Below are 15,407 nucleotides of genomic sequence, written 5' to 3'. Positions count from 1 at the left end.
ATAGGCTGATTCAGAACCCACCGGCTCGCAAGTTCTGCACATAATAGAGGAAGAGCTCGCGCTCGGTGGTTATGTCGAGCTTCTGATAGAGGCGCAGCCGATGGTTCTTGATGGTGCCGCGCTTGACCCCGAGCCGATTTGCTATGCTGGCGATTGGATGGCCTTCGAGCGTTAGCTCGACAATCTGTCTCTCCCGATGGGTAAGACCCGCAAGCCAGCCGTCGGAGCATCCGGCTGGCGCATGCATGGTGGACACTTCGACCTGGTCGCAAAGCCCGCCGGGCGCCGCGCCGAAGTCCGTCCCCAGTGGCGATCTGACGACGAGCCGCCCGTCGGGAAGTGATACCTGCGTTTTGCCGGGTTTGGCCAAGTCAGCCAAAGCTTCGGCGAGCCCTGCAACAGGATGCGCCGCCAATCGCTTCCACGCGTTGTTGGCCGCAAGTTCCTTGCCGCTGCGGTCAATGAGCCGCAACGGCTTCTCGGCCGCGTCGGCCGTCAGGCCATGGTTTATTATGGCCTTGAGATGGGCACTATGCAGCCCCGCCAGGAGAGGGAATACGTTGTCGATGCGGTCAAGCTCGGCCGCGGCGAACTCGCCCTCGGCCCGATCGACAATGAGGGTCGGACTGGCTCCGCCAATGGGCGGAAGGAAGACCGCGATCTCATCGCTTATGCGAGCAGCGCGCAGGAACTCCAAGGCATAACGGCTTTTCCACATATCCGTCGGCGCCAGCCTGCGCAGCGAACAAACGGCGGGCACTCCAACCTCACGCCAATAGTGATGAAACGGGTCAAGAGCGTAGAGGCCCGAGTCGTAAGGCGCTGCAACTTCGCTGCGAATTTCCCGAGGAATAATCAGGTCGGGAGCGCCAAAGCTCGAATACCGCACCAGGGAAAGGAGGTCGGTGTCGACGAGGGAACTCAGGACCTCCAGGAGCCTGTCGTAAAACGTCTCGTCGCCGATTGCCGCGCTCGCGCGACCGATGGCGTCACAGAAACCAAGTTTGGCCATGCTGTAGGGAACTTCGAATCCCGCTGCGCTTACTGGAGAATGGACGTTCATCTCTCCTCCTTGGCCTATCGGATCGGAAATTGGTCGGATGGCCAATTCTTGATCCCTTTGGCCAGATATGTCAATGTCGGCTAATGAGCCTGACAAAAATAAGTGATATCCGTCGACGCGAACTGCGCCACGCGGCCTATGAGGTCCTTCAAAAGGAAGGCATGGCCGGAGCGACCGTGGAAAAAGTCGCCCAGAGGGCCGGCGCCTCCAAGGGCATCGTCCATCATTACTTCAAAACCAAGCAGGAGCTTTTCGAGCACGCGATGAGGCATTCGAATTCGCTGTTGCGGGATGAGGTCATTCGCTTGATGCGGCTGGCACGAAGTCCGGAGGAGCGGCTATGGGCGATCATCGAAGGCAATTTCGCCACCGCGTTCTTCACCCCGGGTATCTGCCATGCCTGGCTCGCATTGTGTGCTGAAGTCCCTCGGGAGCCGCAGCTGGCGCGAATCCAGCGCGTCGTTCATGCCCGGATGCATTCGAATTTGATCAGCGCCTTGGCGGCGATTGTTCCAGTCGATGAGCGTGAAACCGTGGCGCTGGGCATAACGACGCTGATCGATGGGCTTTGGCTAAGGCTGGGGTTGCGGCCTGGCGAGCTCGCTGCTTCCGAAGCGCTCGCGCAATTGGCCGACTACCTTATTCACCGGATTCCCCACATAGCGTGGGACAAGCATCTGTCTAGGACAGGCTCACGCTTGCAATCGGGCTGAGCCGTTGTCGTTCCCCGGCGTGCAGAGCGTTTGTCATGGTGACCGTTGGCACCATTGTTGGGCTCCCGAAATTCAATACGCTTTGCAGACCTTAACCGAAGGAGCAATCTCATGGCTGCGCGGCTGTCCGGAAAAGTAGCTCTCATTTCTGGAGCGGCTTCCGGAATTGGCCGCGAGACGGCACGTCTCTTTGCCCGCCAAGGGGCAACAGTGTTCCTGGGCGACATCGACCTGGCCCGGGGGGAGGCAGCTGCGGCCGTGATCGGAGAGTCGGCATTCTTTGTCGCGCTCGATGTCACGCAGGAGACATCCTGGTCGGCTGCGGTCGAGGCAGTTCTTCAGAACTCCAGAAGGATCGACGTTCTGGTCAACTGTGCGGGCATCTGGAGCGACGGCGATTTCATCGAATACTCGCTCGCGGACTGGCGCCGGACAATGGACGTCAACGCAACCGGGACTTTCCTGGGCTGTCGGGCAGCCGTCGGCGCGATGAAAGACAAAGGCAATACGGGCTCGATCGTCAACATATCCTCAATCTACGGCAACATCGCAGCCGATGATGCGGTAGCCTATGCCGCGAGCAAAGGGGCTGTGCGGCTGCTGACGAAAGGGGTCGCGCTGTACTGTGCGGCGAACGCGCTGCCCATCCGCTGTAATTCGGTTCATCCAACCTATGTCGACTCTGAGATGTTGGACAGCTTCGCCGAGGAAGTCGGCGGGCGCGAAGCGGCAATTGCCGGCTTGAGCGGTGCGGTGCCCATGCGCAGATTGCCAGTGCCCTTGGATATAGCAGAGGCGATTTTGTTCCTTGCTTCGGATGCGGCCCGTTTGGTCACCGGTGCGGAACTGCCGGTCGACGGCGGCATGCTGGCAGGGATCTTCGCTCCGGTGAGCGCTCCCCCGCGGCATATGACGGGCTGACGCGCCCCGCCTGGAAGGACGGTTTTCGTCAACAAGAACGACCACCATGGGAGGAATAGAATGCACAGTCGCAAGCTTACCGTTTTGACGATGCCGATCGCGTTCGCACTCATGAGTGCCCCTTTGGCGGTTGCAAAGCCGCTGGGCGATACAGGCACGGCAATCAAGATCGCGATCAACGAGTGGACCGGCCAGAACCTTACCGCCCACATTGCGGGCAAGCTGCTGGAGAAACTGGGTTACAAGGTCGAATACGTCACCGCAGGGACGCTGCCGCAATTCACCGGGATCGCAAATGGCACATTGGCCCTTTCTCCCGAGGTCTGGCCAAGCAATCTGGGAGATGTCTATCCCAAGGCAAAGACGGAAGGGAAGCTCGAGGAGATCGGCGAACTCGGCCTGCAGAGCCGCGACGGCTGGATCTATACGAGCGACACCAAAACCGCATGTCCCGAATTGCCCGATTGGTCCGCGCTAAAAAATCCATCATGCGTGCAGGCGCTCGCAACGCCAGAGACCTTCCCGAACGGCCGACTGCTCGATTACCCTGCGGATTGGGGGTCTGTAAGCGGAGCGGAACTGAAGAAATTCGATATTCCATTCACACCTGTCCCCGCCGGCTCGGAGGGAGCGTTGGTTGCGGAGCTTCAAGCCGCTGTCGCAGCGCACAAGCCGCTGCTGATGCGTTTCTGGTCTCCCCATTGGGTGTTGGCTGAGACACCGGTAGAATGGCTCAAAATGCCGCCTTGCGATGAGAAGGACCTCGCGGAATGCATCGTCGCCCCGCCGGTGATCAAGGTGGTGTGGGCCGGCTTCGGGCAGAAGTGGCCCGCTGGCTACCAGATGATGAAGTCACTCGAGCTCCATGCGGACGACCAGCAAAAGATGATCTATGCCGTCGACAAGCAGGGCAAGAACCTGGACCAGGCGGTCGATGGCTGGCTGGATCAGCATCAAAGCGATTGGCAGGACTGGCTGAAGGCAGCTCAAAACTGAAGGGACCCGATCGCGCTGAATCTGGGTGGCAGCCCAGGTTCAGTGCTTTTCAAAACCAGCGAAGACAAGTTCGACATGACCAATCTAGCTGATCGAGCAGGCAGCGCCGACAAGCCAAGCGCCAAGCTTCGATGCCGCAACCTTTGGAAGATCTACGGACATCGTCCCACCAAAGCGCTGGACACGGCGCTCTCGTCGACCGAGCCGGCTGCCGCATTGAAGCGTCGGCTGGAAGCGAGTGGGCACTTCCTTGCCTTGGCGGATGTGAGCTTCGAGGTCCAACAAGGCGAGATCTTCGTCGTCATGGGGCTTTCCGGTTCGGGCAAATCGACGCTGGTGAGATGTTTGTCGCGTCTGGTGGAGCCAACGAATGGCGAGGTCTGGCTTGGCAAAGAGAACCTTTTGGCAGCCAGCGAGCGCCGGATGGTGGAAGTCCGTCGCAAAGTTATGGGCATGGTCTTTCAAAGTTTCGGCTTGTTGCCGCATCTCAATGCGCTCGACAACGTGACTTTTCCGCTGCGCATGCAGGGAATGCCGCCGGCCGAAAGGATCAGGAAGGGCGAGGAAATGATAGCGCTGGTTGGCCTGCAGGGCCGCGAGCGCAGCATGCCGCACGAGCTTTCCGGAGGGCAGCAGCAACGCGTCGGTATTGCCCGGTCGCTGGCGGTCGGTCCGGAACTCTGGTTCCTGGACGAACCGTTCTCCGCTCTCGATCCCCTGATCCGGCGCCAGATGCAGGACGAATTCCTGCGGCTGCAACGCCTGCTCCAGAAGACCATCGTGTTCATCACGCACGACATCCAGGAAGCTTTCCGTTTGGCTGACAGGATCGCAATCATGCGCGAAGGCCGGATCATTCAGATCGGGACTCCGGCGCAGATCATGCTTCATCCGGTGGATTCTTATGTTGCAAGCTTCACCGAGGAAATTTCTCTCACAAAGGTCGTGACGGCAGGCTCCGTCATGGAGGCGATTCCCGGCAACTGGAATGCAGGCGAGGGGGCTCACCAGATTGATGAATGGATGCCGATCGAGGCTCTGTTGCCGCAGAGCATTGCCGGTACTCGATCGTTCGTGATTACACGCGAGGGCAAGGGACCAGTAGGCCTGCTTACCTCCGAGGTCATCGCGAAGGTTCTGGCAAAGGACACCACGCAGCGAGGAGCAACGTGAGCGCCCAGGAGGCCATGCTTGCGCCTGTCGAGAGCCTGCCCATAAGGTTAAGGCAATGGGTGTGGCTCGGTGTTCTCGCCTTCCTTGCGCTTTGCCTTGCCGCGCGGGCGTCTGCGCCATGGATTTTGAACTATCCAGCGGCCTGGCTGTTGCCGGTCGCATCCTTGGTAAATGGCATATTTGACTTAATCATTCCGGTTCTAACCCCGCCCTGCAGATTCCTGGCGGGGGTACTCGGCGCTGCCTTGAACGTGTGCAGCGCCACCCTGCGGTGGATGCCATGGCCGGCGACGCTCGCCCTTTTCGCGTTCGTCGGCTGGCTGGCGCGAGGTTGGCGGCTCGCATTGTTCATTGCGGCCGCGCTCGGCTACATCGTCGCTGCCGGCTACTGGCAGCAGGGAATGAACACCTTCTCCATGGTCGTTCTGGCTGTGCCGATTGCCGTCACCTTCGGCTTCCTGCTTGGAGTGGCAGCCCATTCGTCGAAGTACGTTCACGGCATGACGATGGTGATGCTCGATCTGTTGCAGACGGTTCCGGCCTTCGCATTTCTGATTCCGCTTTTGCTGCTTTTCGGCTTTGGACCGATCGTCGGGTTGATCGCATGCGTCGTCTACGCGGTCGCGCCGATGGTTCACTGCACGATGCTGGGGCTTGCCGGCGTTCCCGTCGCTCTCCTGGAAGTGGGCAGCATGGCTGGTTGCACAAGGGGTCAGCGATTCTGGCATGTGGTGCTGCCGACCGCCAAGCGCGAGATACTGACGGGCATCAACCAGACGACCATGGCCAGCTTCAGCATGGTCATCATGGCGGCCGTCATCGGCGGCTTCAATGACGTCGGATGGGAAGTCCTCAACTCGATGCGCAAGGCCGAATTTGGCCAGAGCCTTCTGTCCGGCCTCGTGATCGCCGTGCTGGCGATGGTCGTCGATCGGATCACCTTTGGATTGGCTAACCCGCGTAGCCACGTGCGTCCCGCTTGGGCACCGGCCTGGGTTCTTCTGGTTGTACCCCTGCTTATCGGCGCGCTGTTGCATGCTTCCCCTGGGGATATGGCCTTGATCGACAAGGTTCAAGGTGTCATCAATCCAGACCTCCTGAACCGCGTCGTGATTGGGCTTGTGCATGATTTTTCAGCGCCGCTTGACGCCTTCAAGGTCTTCGTTCTCTACCATTTCATGCTGCCGCTTCGGACTGGCCTGATTGGCGCTGTAACGCCTTTCACCTGGGGCTTTGCATGGACGCCTCAAATCAATGCGGTCTATTGCGTAACTGCGCTGACGATTTCAGCCTGGCTTTGGTTCGGGGAGCGATGGCGGTTGGCCACTGGCGTCTTGCTCATATCAGCCCTCCTTCTCTTCGGCTTCAACGGGCTTCCCTGGCTCGCCTTCATTGTGGTTGTGACGGCTCTTGGTTGGTCGGTTGGCGGTTGGCGATTGGCTACCTTGTCCGTCATTGGTACCTCCTTTGTGGTGAGTACAGGCCTCTACATCCCCCTGGGGCAGTCCCTCTATCTTTGCCTTCTCGCCGTGCTGATATGCACCTTGGCCGGCGGACTTCTCGGGATAGCGGCGGCCAAGAGCGACCGGGTCTCGGGTTTGATGAAGCCCGTCTGTGACACGCTTCAAACCATGCCTCAGTTCATTTTTCTCATCCCTGCCTTGATGTTTTTCCAGGTGGGCGAGCTGACTGGCCTGATCGCGATCGTGCTGTATGCGATCGTGCCGCCCATCCGCTATGTGGAGCACGGAATAAGGGGAGTACCGACGGACCTCGTGGAGACATCCCGACAGATCGGCTGCACCGCCTGGCAACGTCTGATTCATGTCGAGCTTCCCGTAGCCAAGCCAGTCGTCGTTCTGGGAGTCAACCAGACGATCATGGCCGCCTTGTCGATGCTGCCCATAGCAGCGCTCGTTGGCACCAAAGATCTTGGACAGCAGGTGTACATTGCGCTGAGCAAGGCGGACGCGGGGCAGGGCATGGTTGCTGGCCTGTCGATAGCATTCGTCGCGATGATCACGGACCGCATCATGCGGGCGACTGTCTCGACCACGGTCAAATCATCGCGCTAACGACTTGCTGCCTCAAATGCGGCTCGCATGACGAATTGGGTGATCAGCGCCGCAGCCGCCGCGGCCGTGGCGAAGACGAGCCGCTTTGGCAGCTGGCCGATAGATGCGCGACGGTGCCTGGTGCCAGTGCGCTTGCCCGAGTGGTCAGAACGATTGTGATCTGTCCAGACCCCTCGCTCCCCGCCGGTAGAATGCGCTCGAATGGCGACTATGACAGACCTGGCGCAAAATAGGACTACTATCCTCGACAGGTCGGCATTCAACAATTTAGCTAAGCTATGGAACCTTTCTTGGCCCATGCCCGTTACAAGCGATGGTGGATTGGGATGTCACCCTCTATCTCATGCAGGCGAGACTCGCTCAAGAGAAAAGGCGAAAGCTTCTTGAGGAGACCGTCAACGTGATCGCCGAAGCGCGCCAAACCATCCAACAGTCGATCGAGCTGTTGAAACGAGCGGATTTGAAGCCGATACTCGGGCCTCCACCGGATCCGGAGATTTAGCTCCCTTTGCGAAACCTTGTTTGCATACAAATGAAGTCGTGAGGCGACTATTGCGCTGCACGCGGCAAAACCGAAAAAATTGCGCTTAACCCTGGATGCAGACGACGGGAAGGCGTTCCCAGTTTTGGTCGTCAGGCGTTGCTGGGCAGTCCTGGAACCGAATAATGGCTGGGGCTTAGCGCTGCCCAAAGACAGAGAAACATGGTCAATTCTGGTGTAGAGGCTCGTCGTGCGCGATTTCTATCTTAAAGCCGTGTTCGTGAAGGATGTGCAGAATCATCGGCTTTTCCAGCCACGCTGGGTCTTTGTGGACGCCGCCGCAGAACTTTGGGTCTGTTGAAGGCGTCGTCGGACATTGGCGGCGGTACAGCTTATAGTCGACGCCATGGGCATGACTTCCCTCGACGGCGACGTATCGCGCATCCGTTTGCGGCATGGCGGCCATGTCGGCATAGTGTGTCCAAACGTAGACTTGGTCGGTAGCCTTGCAGATTGCGTCGAGGACAGCGACGGGATCGACCGTGTGATAGAGGACGCCCGCGGCGTGGATATAGTCGAAGTGATCGTTGTTCTTGGCGAGCCAAGGAACGAAATCGCCGAACTGGAAACGCACGTTCTTGATCCCAAGCGCCTCTTTCACAACAAGGTTTTGAGAAAACACCGGGTATTTGCCTCCAGCCCTAGCACCGATGTCGCGCCGGCCTGAGACAGCATGTAGGTATGGGCGCCTTCTAGCGGGCCGAGTTCAAGAATTCTCTTCCCGGCCACACCGCCAGCCTTTTCGATGGCCCACTGTACTCTGGCGTCTTGAAATAGCGGAACCGTGCCTACACCAGCCCCAGGCACGGCGCAGACCCATTCGTCCTGAAAAATTCTGACAGCAGAAAACTGTGTGGGGATGCCGGTTTCGTATGAGTCTTGAACGACATGCATGTCGGGAGAACGTCCTGATTTTTTGCTGAGAAAGCATTGCTAACATCATCGCCAACAAGTGCGCAACTCAACGCCGTCAATCCATCCCCACGACCCAAGCAACATCTCAAGGCTGCAATTTTTGCCAGGCTGCGCGTCGCCTCCGAGGCGGCTAAGCTCGGTCGCTTCGATTCTGCGAATGCCTCCGGCACGAATGTGCCGCTGCTGCCATAAGTCCACGGCCCTTCGCCAGAGACGATATCGACCAGCTCTTGCAATCTGCTGAGCAATTGGCACATCGCCGTATGCACTGAAGAATTGATGAACCGGCTCGGGCTCGTTATCGCCATAGGCGATGTAACCAAAGACGTCCTTTATTCAGTAACCTCTGCTACCTTCTGTCTGAGCGGCTTCCCGACTGCTGTCGAGCAACTCAAATCTCTTATGCCTTCATACGCACCTGGTGCGCATCGGCTTCCGTGCTGCCCCACCAACGCGCCATTTCCATCCCGCTCTTTTCATTCTATAGCGCGGCGGGACGATCCCGGGGGATAGTGAAAAAATGCGGCTTTCGAAAAAGTTTGTGGCGGCGTTCCGCAGCAATCCCGTCATCTACAGCCTCATCCTGACGCGCGACTGGCTCGTTTACCGTTTCTTTCGGCTGATGAGCCCCGCCAGAGGGCGCGCTTTTGCCGATGAACTGCGAATGACCGGAGCAAGCCGCTTATGTTTCGTCGTGGCATTCAACACCCCCTGGGTCGTCGATGCCCTGACCAAGGGCTGGCAGAAATACGCAAGCGGAATGCTGCTTGTCGTTGTCGACAATTCCAGGTCGCCGGAGGCCAGGCGCGCCATCGAGATGGTCTGCAAGGCCAGAGGCGTTCCCTATTTCGGCTTGCCGAGGAATCCGGAGCGTCACCCGAGCCGCTCGCACGGCAACGCTATGAACTGGATCTATTACAACATCGTTCGCCACCTGAAGCCGGAGACATTCGGCTTCCTCGATCACGACTGCCTGCCGATCGCGCCGCTGGATATTTCAGCGCGCATGGCGGGCAAGACCGGCTACGGCCTGAAGCTCATTTCCGCCTCCAACTACAAGTTCACCAGGTCCGCAGACGATCCGGGCTGGTTCCTTTGGGCGGGGCTGTGCTTCTTCCGATATCATGATTTCCAAGGTCTGGCCCTGGATTTCAGGGGGAACGGCGCCCGTGGTCTCGATACCGGCGGCAGCAATTGGGATCCGATCTATTCGCGGCTTTCGTCCGACTGTTTCGAACTGGCGAGCGAGGGTGAATTGCCCATCCATCTCGGCCAGCTCGACGTCAAATACCAGATCCTGGACGGGGCGATGCTGCATATCGGCAAGGCCTCGTATATGGGACCGTCCACGGCTCCCGAATACCGGCGATTGCTGACCGACCACATCTGGTCGCGCTATCTTGGCGGGCCGTCGGAACGTCTGATCGAGGTCTGACCGAGCGACAGCAATCCTCAGGCGGTGCTTGCCGTGGCATAGGCCTCGGAGGCGTGCCCCGGCTTGCCCGTCCCCTCGCACTCGGCACAGCGTATGCTGGTGCCTGGGCACCGCTGCCGATGCGTGCCCGCCGGGCAGCAATGGCCGTTCGAGCTTCGCCATCTGGGGCATTCGAACGTCATGCCGCTGCCGCCGCAACACCGGCACTCGCCTGTTTCAGAAAACGCCATTTTGCCCCAAACCCCTTCGGCGTGCCAGGCAACGCCGCTGCCCCATTTATGAACACCGCCCGGCGGGTCCCCACCCACCGTCCACCAACATTATCATATGTTAATTAAGACTTTTCTGAAGCGCGGATTGGACGCCGGCACGTTCGCCGGCAAAATTTTTCTCCCACACCAAGGAAGATCATCATAGACCGCAACTTTGCGCGGGCGCTTGCGCTTGCGCTTGCGCTTGCGCTCGTGCTCAAATCCGAGGGCGGCTGGTCGGACAACCCCGCCGATCCCGGCAGCGCGACGATGCGCGGCGTCCCGCTCGCAACATATGCGTCACTACGCAAGTTGATCCATAAGCAAGGAAGACAGCGACTTTGGCGTGTCTTTTCCCGACTTATCAGGCGTTACGGCAGGTGGAAGCCTTCACGAGGCACGTCAACTCGCTGAACAGGGCTTGGCCTTCCATGTCGAGGGTCTTATCGAAGCTGGCGAGCCCGTTCCTGAGCCCTCTTCGACCGAGAAATTGGCGTCAGAACCACCGTGTAATGACCTTTATCCTTGTGCCATCGAAGGCAAAGTACAAAGGCAACAACTTACCGGCGTGCGCATCGTCTTTCTGATTTGGAAACCATGGTCTTCAACGGCCGCGAAACCGTGTTTCACTTCGTGAGCCGGCATGCCGCCGTTCCGCCGCAATGCAATCGCAGTTCAGCCCTCGTTCGCCCCTGCTTCTTAGTCCCTTGGGGTTTCAGAGGAGTTTTCGTGATGATTATCAAGAGGGCTATTGTGGCCGTGCTCATGACCGCCGCTCTCGCCGGCTGTGAGACGCAGACCGAGGGCCAGCAGCGGGCCACAACCGGTGCGCTGATTGGCGGCGCTGGTGGCGCGCTGGTTGGCCAGGCGATTGGCGGCAATACCAAGAGCACCGTCATCGGTGCCGCAAGCGGCGCTCTGCTTGGCGCTGTGGTCGGCTCAGCCAGCACGCCGCAGCGTCGCGGCGACCAGCTCTGCCGCTACCAGGACCGCTACGGCCGGATCTACACTGCGCCCTGCGACGACCGATATTACAACGGCAATTATTGAGGCCGTACAAGCCCGACAGGTCGGCGGAGCATTGCCCCGACCTGTCACTTTTGCCCATATGCTGCGGCTAGGCTAAGGTCTGATGCGGGCGGGCCTTCGCGGAGGTCGCATGACGACGAGCCGCGCCGGCACGCTGAAAACTCGAAGCAAGCAGGCGGCCAAGCGGCTGCTCAACTATGAATCGCGCAACCGGCTGCGCATCCGCCAGATCGAGGCGTTCACCACTTTCCACGAAGCGGCCGACCGCAAGGCGCGCGACGTGATCGATATCTCGCCAGGCTGGAACCGCTACTGGAAGGCGATGTGCCCCCAATTATCGCTCGGTTCGACCGTCGCCAACCAGCCGCAACGGCCTCCGCTTCCGAGCAGAACCATCTTTCGCCCTTGGCTTGGCTGATCACAGTGACGCTGTAATATTTTTGGCCTGGCACGTGATAATGAGCTCGCCGCCCTGCACTCTGACACAGAGCGCTTGGCTGTTCTGACCAATCAGCAGACAAGGCCGCGACTGGGGACGCGCCGGTCCTCTTCCAGTGACTTTCCGCAGAGTGCGACTAGCGATCCTGAGCTACCCCGAGCGGCCCGCCTTGCTGATACATGAAAGCCTCAGAACGTCAGCTTTGGGAGAGAACGTCAACTGATCCCGAGTCTTGCGCGAGAATCATCTCACGGTTGGGATTCCTGCCGCGGCTAAACGTCCAGGGTAACCTCCCCGAGCGGGCGGGTGCAGCAGGCGAGTACGTATCCCTCAGCCTTGTCCTCTGCACTGAGGCCGCCGAGATCGGTCGTTTCCACGTCGCCGCTGAGCTTGAGCACACGACACGTTCCGCAAATTCCCTGCTGGCACGCGCTGGGAAGATACAGACCAACGTTCCGAGCGATTTCAAGCAGCGTCTGTGTCGAACGGCATTGATGGCCTATGCCTGACCGGGCAAAACGCACTGAAGCGGCTTGGTTCGCAGACGACGTCGGCGCCAGCCTTGTCAAGCCGCCGAAACTCTCCTCATGGCACCGATCAGGATCCAGGCCGATGCTGTGGAGGGCCCCTCGGATCGCCTTCATGTAGGGCTCGGGCCCGCATGCATAAACGCTGCGCTCCCGAATATCGGGGGCAAGCTTTAGCAGCATCGACTCGTCGACCAGGCCGACCGGACCGCGCCACTTATCTTCGGGTTTGGCGCAGAGGACATGGATATGAAAATTGCAGTGGTCGCGTGCCAGGTCCTCAAGCTCCTCACGGAAGATGATATCTTTTGACGAGCGAGCGCTATGGATGAAGCAGATGTCCTTGTCGCAACCATTGTCAGCGAGCGTGCGCAGCATCGACATAACTGGCGTTATGCCGCTGCCGCCGGATAGGAAAAGCGGCCGCTCACTCGCCAGGTCATCCCAGTTGAAGCCGCCGGACAGGCCATCGATCCCGATTTCGCTTCCCTGTTCGAGATTATCGTGCAGCCAATTGGAAGCGAGGCCGCCGGGCACACGCTTGACCGTTATCCTCAGGTCACCCGGCCGCGTCGGTGGCGACGAGATCGAGTAATTCCGCATGACCGGAGCACCGTCGATCACCAGATTGAGCATGATGAACTGGCCAGCTTTGAACTGGGCCGCCTGCCCGCTCTTTGGGGAGAAGACGAAGGTCTTTACGTCGTGCGTCTCCTGAATGACTCGGCGACAGATCAGCGTAAAGGGCCCGCTGGAGCGGTCGGAGCGGCAGGAAGAGGAGAAGGAACTGAAGGCGTTCATCATCTGGCTCGCGTTTGACGGGCCGAGATTGCCAGCAGACCTGCGTTCGATACAGTAGGTCCTCCAGGTGTTTACGATCGATGATATCGATCAACTTTCCAGCGACATGACAGCGAGGTGAAGCGCGCGGACGCCTTTCTTGATGATCGGCTCATGCCGGCGTCGTGCGAGGACCGCCGTATAGACTGGCTGATGCAGCGTTGGAGCTTCTTCGACGATGTGGGAGGAGGGCCGCTCGGCGGCGAAGCGACGCGCATCGTCGGCGCGCATGTAGCATGTGCCGCCGGCCCGCCTCAGCATATTGTCCGCCAACGTCTCCGAGCCCATCGAAAGCCGGCACGCGGTGAGGTTTGGCAGCACCTCCGCATGAGCCTTCTCAAGCGCCACCGTGTAACCGGGTCGGATGTAGTTGTCCGGGCTTACATCGCAAAGCCTGCGCGCCGTGGTCGAGACCATCACATATTCCTCGACCATGAGCTGATCGTATGTGATCTCGGGCAGGTAGCGAGGAGCATAAATCACCGCAATATCAAGATTTCCCAGGCTCAGATCCGATATCATCTGCGGCGAATAATCGGATTCGACATGAATTGAGGACCTGGGCAAGACTTGCAGCAGCATTTCGAGCCAACCCGGCAGGATCGAGCGGGTCATGCCGACCTGGGCAGCGACCCGCAGGCTTCCCTCGAATCTGTTGAAGGCGCGCACCTCGTGACGCGCCTGGGACCAGGTCGACAGCATCGAGCGCGCATAAGTCTCAAAACGCCGCCCTGCCGCTGTTGGCTCGGCGCCGGCCCGGCCGCGGTGGAAGAGCTGCGATCCGACGGCGAATTCCAGGTTCTTGATGCGGGTGCTGACCGTCGATTGAGTCAGCCCGAGGCGCTCCGCCGACCGGTTGAAATTCCGCGACTCGATGATGTCCAGAAAGGTTTCGACCTGTTCCAGTTGCATAGGCCAGCCAATCGATTTTTACGATCGAATCCGCCCGATCATACGCTTGATCCAAACACTGACAAGGCGGAAGTTCGGTGCAGGACCCAGGGCGTGCAGCGGCGCCACATCATCAAAGAGGGAAAAGTGTTCATAGTCGATTGCGATTGCCACAATTACTGGTCCAGCGCGACGGTGCTGGAGCCTTACCTGTCGGGCGTGTGGAAGGACATGTTCATCGAAGGCGAGAAGACCGGCCCTGTCGGTGCCTTTCCGCACGGCCATCGTCCCTGGTTTCATCCGCAGGATTTCTCCCGCAAAGATGTGCGGCCGAAAGTCGAGGCCGACAATTACCTGATCATGAAGGACAAGCACCTCGATAAATACGATATCGGAGTGGCAATCCTGACTGGCGACGAACCGATCGAAGCTTCGACGCTGGCAAATCCCTACTACGCCAGCGCGCTTGTAAGCGCCTATAATGACTACCAGATCAACGAATGGCTGCCGAAAGACAGCCGCTTCATGGGCTCCATCGTCATCGCGCCGCAGGACCCACGCCTTGCGGCCGCAGAGATCCGGCGGCTCGGCGCGCATCCTAGAATGGCGCAAGTTCTGGCCTCGCAGGGTTCGGTCCGGCCATACGGCGATCCGTTCTATCACCCGATCTTCGAAGCCTGCGCCGAGGTAGGCTTGCCGTTCGCCATACATCTTGGCGGACATGGCGGCATCAACTGGAACGCCGTCGCGCCCGCGCCCACCACTTTCTTCTGGGAGACCCATGCGATCCTGCATATGTCGGCGATGTCGCATGTCGCCAGCATGATCGCGCATGGTGTGTTCGAGAAATGGCCGGATCTCTACTTCGTCCTCATCGAGTGCGGCATAGCTTGGGTCCCCTCGGTGCTTTGGCGACTTGACGCCGACTACAAAGCCCTCCGCAAAGAGACGCCATGGCTGAAGATGCTGCCATCGGAATACAGCCGGCGCAACATACGCTTCTCTACCCAACCATTGGAGCAGCCGTCGAACGTCAACCACCTCTGGGCGATCCTGGAGGCGATGGACGGGGAGAACACTTTACTGTTTGCGTCCGACTATCCGCATTGGGATTACGATGACGTCAACACGTTGCACATCCCGCCGGAATGGCGCGGCAAGGTGCTCGGCCAGAATGCACTGGACGTCTATAAGCGCATACCCCGCCCACAAGCCGCCGCGGCAGCGTGACGAGGACCCAAATGGCTGAAAAAACGTATATTTGCCGCGCCGACGAAATCCAGGTCGGGACGCCATTCATCGCCAAGGTGCGCAGCCTGTCGATCGGCGTGTTCCGGATCGGCGATAGTTTCCATGCGCTGCTGAATGTCTGTCCTCACCGCGGCGCTCCGCTCTGCGAAGGGCCGCAATGCGGAACGACCGCTCCCGTCGAGGGACCCGAATTCATCTATCACCGCGAGAACGAAATCGTTCGCTGTGCCTGGCACGGATGGGAATTCGACATCAAGTCGGGTACGGCTTTGGTCAACCCGTCCGTTCGCGCGCGGACTTTCGCAGTCACCGTCGAGGCCGGGGGCATTTATGTCACGGCCTGAGTA

Annotated in this window: 15 protein-coding genes and 2 pseudogenes; 11 read left to right on the top strand and 6 right to left on the bottom strand. The window is 59.4% G+C overall.

Annotation, left to right across the window (positions count from 1 at the left end):
• Positions 1–10: 10 nt before the first annotated feature.
• Complete coding sequence (locus FJ974_RS29485) at positions 11–1,063, bottom strand: helix-turn-helix transcriptional regulator (protein WP_226891679.1); 1,053 nt, start codon at positions 1,061–1,063, stop codon at positions 11–13.
• An 83-nt stretch (positions 1,064–1,146) separates the two neighbouring features.
• Between FJ974_RS29485 and betI the strand changes: the two genes are divergently transcribed.
• The 5 genes from betI (at position 1,147) to FJ974_RS29460 (ending at position 6,941) form a co-directional block, all read left to right on the top strand.
• Positions 1,147–1,776, top strand: coding sequence for a choline-responsive transcriptional repressor BetI (betI, locus tag FJ974_RS29480; protein ID WP_140537606.1), 630 nt, complete (start codon positions 1,147–1,149; stop codon positions 1,774–1,776).
• Positions 1,777–1,887: 111 nt separating this feature from the next.
• Positions 1,888–2,697: an SDR family oxidoreductase gene (locus tag FJ974_RS29475; protein WP_140537607.1), complete on the top strand. Its 810-nt coding sequence runs from the start codon at positions 1,888–1,890 to the stop codon at positions 2,695–2,697.
• Between the two features lie 60 nt (positions 2,698–2,757).
• Positions 2,758–3,693, top strand: coding sequence for an ABC transporter substrate-binding protein (locus tag FJ974_RS29470; RefSeq protein WP_226891678.1), 936 nt, complete (start codon positions 2,758–2,760; stop codon positions 3,691–3,693).
• A 42-nt stretch (positions 3,694–3,735) separates the two neighbouring features.
• The gene (locus tag FJ974_RS29465; RefSeq protein WP_226891677.1) at positions 3,736–4,866 is read left to right on the top strand and encodes a quaternary amine ABC transporter ATP-binding protein; all 1,131 of its coding nucleotides are present in this window, start codon (positions 3,736–3,738) and stop codon (positions 4,864–4,866) included.
• 14 nt (positions 4,867–4,880) lie between these two features.
• Positions 4,881–6,941: an ABC transporter permease gene (locus FJ974_RS29460; RefSeq protein ID WP_140537609.1), complete on the top strand. Its 2,061-nt coding sequence runs from the start codon at positions 4,881–4,883 to the stop codon at positions 6,939–6,941.
• 707 nt (positions 6,942–7,648) lie between these two features.
• Here FJ974_RS29460 and FJ974_RS29455 read toward each other — a convergent pair.
• Positions 7,649–8,104, bottom strand: coding sequence for a hypothetical protein (locus tag FJ974_RS29455; RefSeq protein ID WP_140537613.1), 456 nt, complete (start codon positions 8,102–8,104; stop codon positions 7,649–7,651).
• On the bottom strand, positions 8,080–8,376 hold the full coding sequence (locus FJ974_RS29450; protein WP_140537615.1) for a hypothetical protein: 297 nt from the start codon (positions 8,374–8,376) through the stop codon (positions 8,080–8,082). The genes FJ974_RS29455 and FJ974_RS29450 overlap by 25 nt, the downstream gene beginning before the upstream one ends.
• Positions 8,377–8,917: 541 nt before the next feature.
• Here FJ974_RS29450 and FJ974_RS29445 point away from each other — a divergent pair.
• The 4 genes and pseudogenes from FJ974_RS29445 (at position 8,918) to FJ974_RS29430 (ending at position 11,133) form a co-directional block, all read left to right on the top strand.
• Entirely contained in the window at positions 8,918–9,832 is a 915-nt protein-coding gene (locus tag FJ974_RS29445) for a hypothetical protein (RefSeq protein ID WP_140537617.1), read from the top strand.
• A 464-nt stretch (positions 9,833–10,296) separates the two neighbouring features.
• Positions 10,297–10,497: a glycosyl hydrolase 108 family protein gene (locus tag FJ974_RS30515; RefSeq protein ID WP_413468373.1), complete on the top strand. Its 201-nt coding sequence runs from the start codon at positions 10,297–10,299 to the stop codon at positions 10,495–10,497.
• Positions 10,430–10,574 (top strand): annotated as a pseudogene (locus tag FJ974_RS30510) (type II toxin-antitoxin system HicB family antitoxin); the annotation flags it as partial. The gene FJ974_RS30515 and the pseudogene FJ974_RS30510, both read left to right, overlap by 68 nt.
• Positions 10,575–10,815: 241 nt before the next feature.
• Positions 10,816–11,133, top strand: coding sequence for a YMGG-like glycine zipper-containing protein (locus FJ974_RS29430; protein WP_140537619.1), 318 nt, complete (start codon positions 10,816–10,818; stop codon positions 11,131–11,133).
• Positions 11,134–11,453: 320 nt separating this feature from the next.
• Here FJ974_RS29430 and FJ974_RS29420 read toward each other — a convergent pair.
• The 3 genes and pseudogenes from FJ974_RS29420 to FJ974_RS29410 all read right to left on the bottom strand — a co-directional run.
• A pseudogene (locus FJ974_RS29420) lies at positions 11,454–11,570 on the bottom strand (thermonuclease family protein); the annotation flags it as partial.
• 253 nt (positions 11,571–11,823) lie between these two features.
• Entirely contained in the window at positions 11,824–12,882 is a 1,059-nt protein-coding gene (locus FJ974_RS29415) for a hybrid-cluster NAD(P)-dependent oxidoreductase (RefSeq protein WP_140537621.1), read from the bottom strand.
• Positions 12,883–12,969: 87 nt separating this feature from the next.
• A complete protein-coding gene (locus tag FJ974_RS29410) occupies positions 12,970–13,830 on the bottom strand; it encodes a LysR family transcriptional regulator (protein ID WP_140537623.1) in 861 nt (286 codons plus the stop codon).
• Positions 13,831–13,956: 126 nt separating this feature from the next.
• Between FJ974_RS29410 and FJ974_RS29405 the strand changes: the two genes are divergently transcribed.
• Together FJ974_RS29405 and FJ974_RS29400 are read left to right on the top strand one after the other, a co-directional pair.
• Entirely contained in the window at positions 13,957–15,039 is a 1,083-nt protein-coding gene (locus FJ974_RS29405) for an amidohydrolase family protein (RefSeq protein ID WP_140537625.1), read from the top strand.
• A gap of 11 nt (positions 15,040–15,050) precedes the next feature.
• Positions 15,051–15,404 (top strand): Rieske (2Fe-2S) protein, encoded by a 354-nt coding sequence (locus tag FJ974_RS29400; RefSeq protein ID WP_140537626.1) that lies wholly within the window; start codon positions 15,051–15,053, stop codon positions 15,402–15,404.
• The last annotated feature ends 3 nt before the right edge of the window (positions 15,405–15,407 follow it).

Source organism: Mesorhizobium sp. B1-1-8 (assembly GCF_006442795.2).
Classification (GTDB): domain Bacteria; phylum Pseudomonadota; class Alphaproteobacteria; order Rhizobiales; family Rhizobiaceae; genus Mesorhizobium.
Note: the sequence above shows the minus strand (reverse complement) of the source record. Positions and strands in the feature narration are given on the sequence as shown.

What these genes read in the sequence shown, in the direction of transcription:
- FJ974_RS29445 (WP_140537617.1), top strand. Translation starts at nt 8,918, where the DNA reads ATGCGGCTTTCGAAAAAGTTTGTGGCGGCGTTCCGCAGCAATCCCGTC.
- FJ974_RS29450 (WP_140537615.1), bottom strand. Translation starts at nt 8,376, where the DNA reads ATGCATGTCGTTCAAGACTCATACGAAACCGGCATCCCCACACAGTTT.
- FJ974_RS29460 (WP_140537609.1), top strand. Translation starts at nt 4,881, where the DNA reads ATGCTTGCGCCTGTCGAGAGCCTGCCCATAAGGTTAAGGCAATGGGTG.
- FJ974_RS29400 (WP_140537626.1), top strand. Translation starts at nt 15,051, where the DNA reads ATGGCTGAAAAAACGTATATTTGCCGCGCCGACGAAATCCAGGTCGGG.
- FJ974_RS29470 (WP_226891678.1), top strand. Translation starts at nt 2,758, where the DNA reads ATGCACAGTCGCAAGCTTACCGTTTTGACGATGCCGATCGCGTTCGCA.
- FJ974_RS29475 (WP_140537607.1), top strand. Translation starts at nt 1,888, where the DNA reads ATGGCTGCGCGGCTGTCCGGAAAAGTAGCTCTCATTTCTGGAGCGGCT.
- FJ974_RS29415 (WP_140537621.1), bottom strand. Translation starts at nt 12,882, where the DNA reads ATGATGAACGCCTTCAGTTCCTTCTCCTCTTCCTGCCGCTCCGACCGC.
- FJ974_RS29485 (WP_226891679.1), bottom strand. Translation starts at nt 1,063, where the DNA reads ATGAACGTCCATTCTCCAGTAAGCGCAGCGGGATTCGAAGTTCCCTAC.
- FJ974_RS29430 (WP_140537619.1), top strand. Translation starts at nt 10,816, where the DNA reads ATGATTATCAAGAGGGCTATTGTGGCCGTGCTCATGACCGCCGCTCTC.
- betI (WP_140537606.1), top strand. Translation starts at nt 1,147, where the DNA reads ATGAGCCTGACAAAAATAAGTGATATCCGTCGACGCGAACTGCGCCAC.
- FJ974_RS29410 (WP_140537623.1), bottom strand. Translation starts at nt 13,830, where the DNA reads ATGCAACTGGAACAGGTCGAAACCTTTCTGGACATCATCGAGTCGCGG.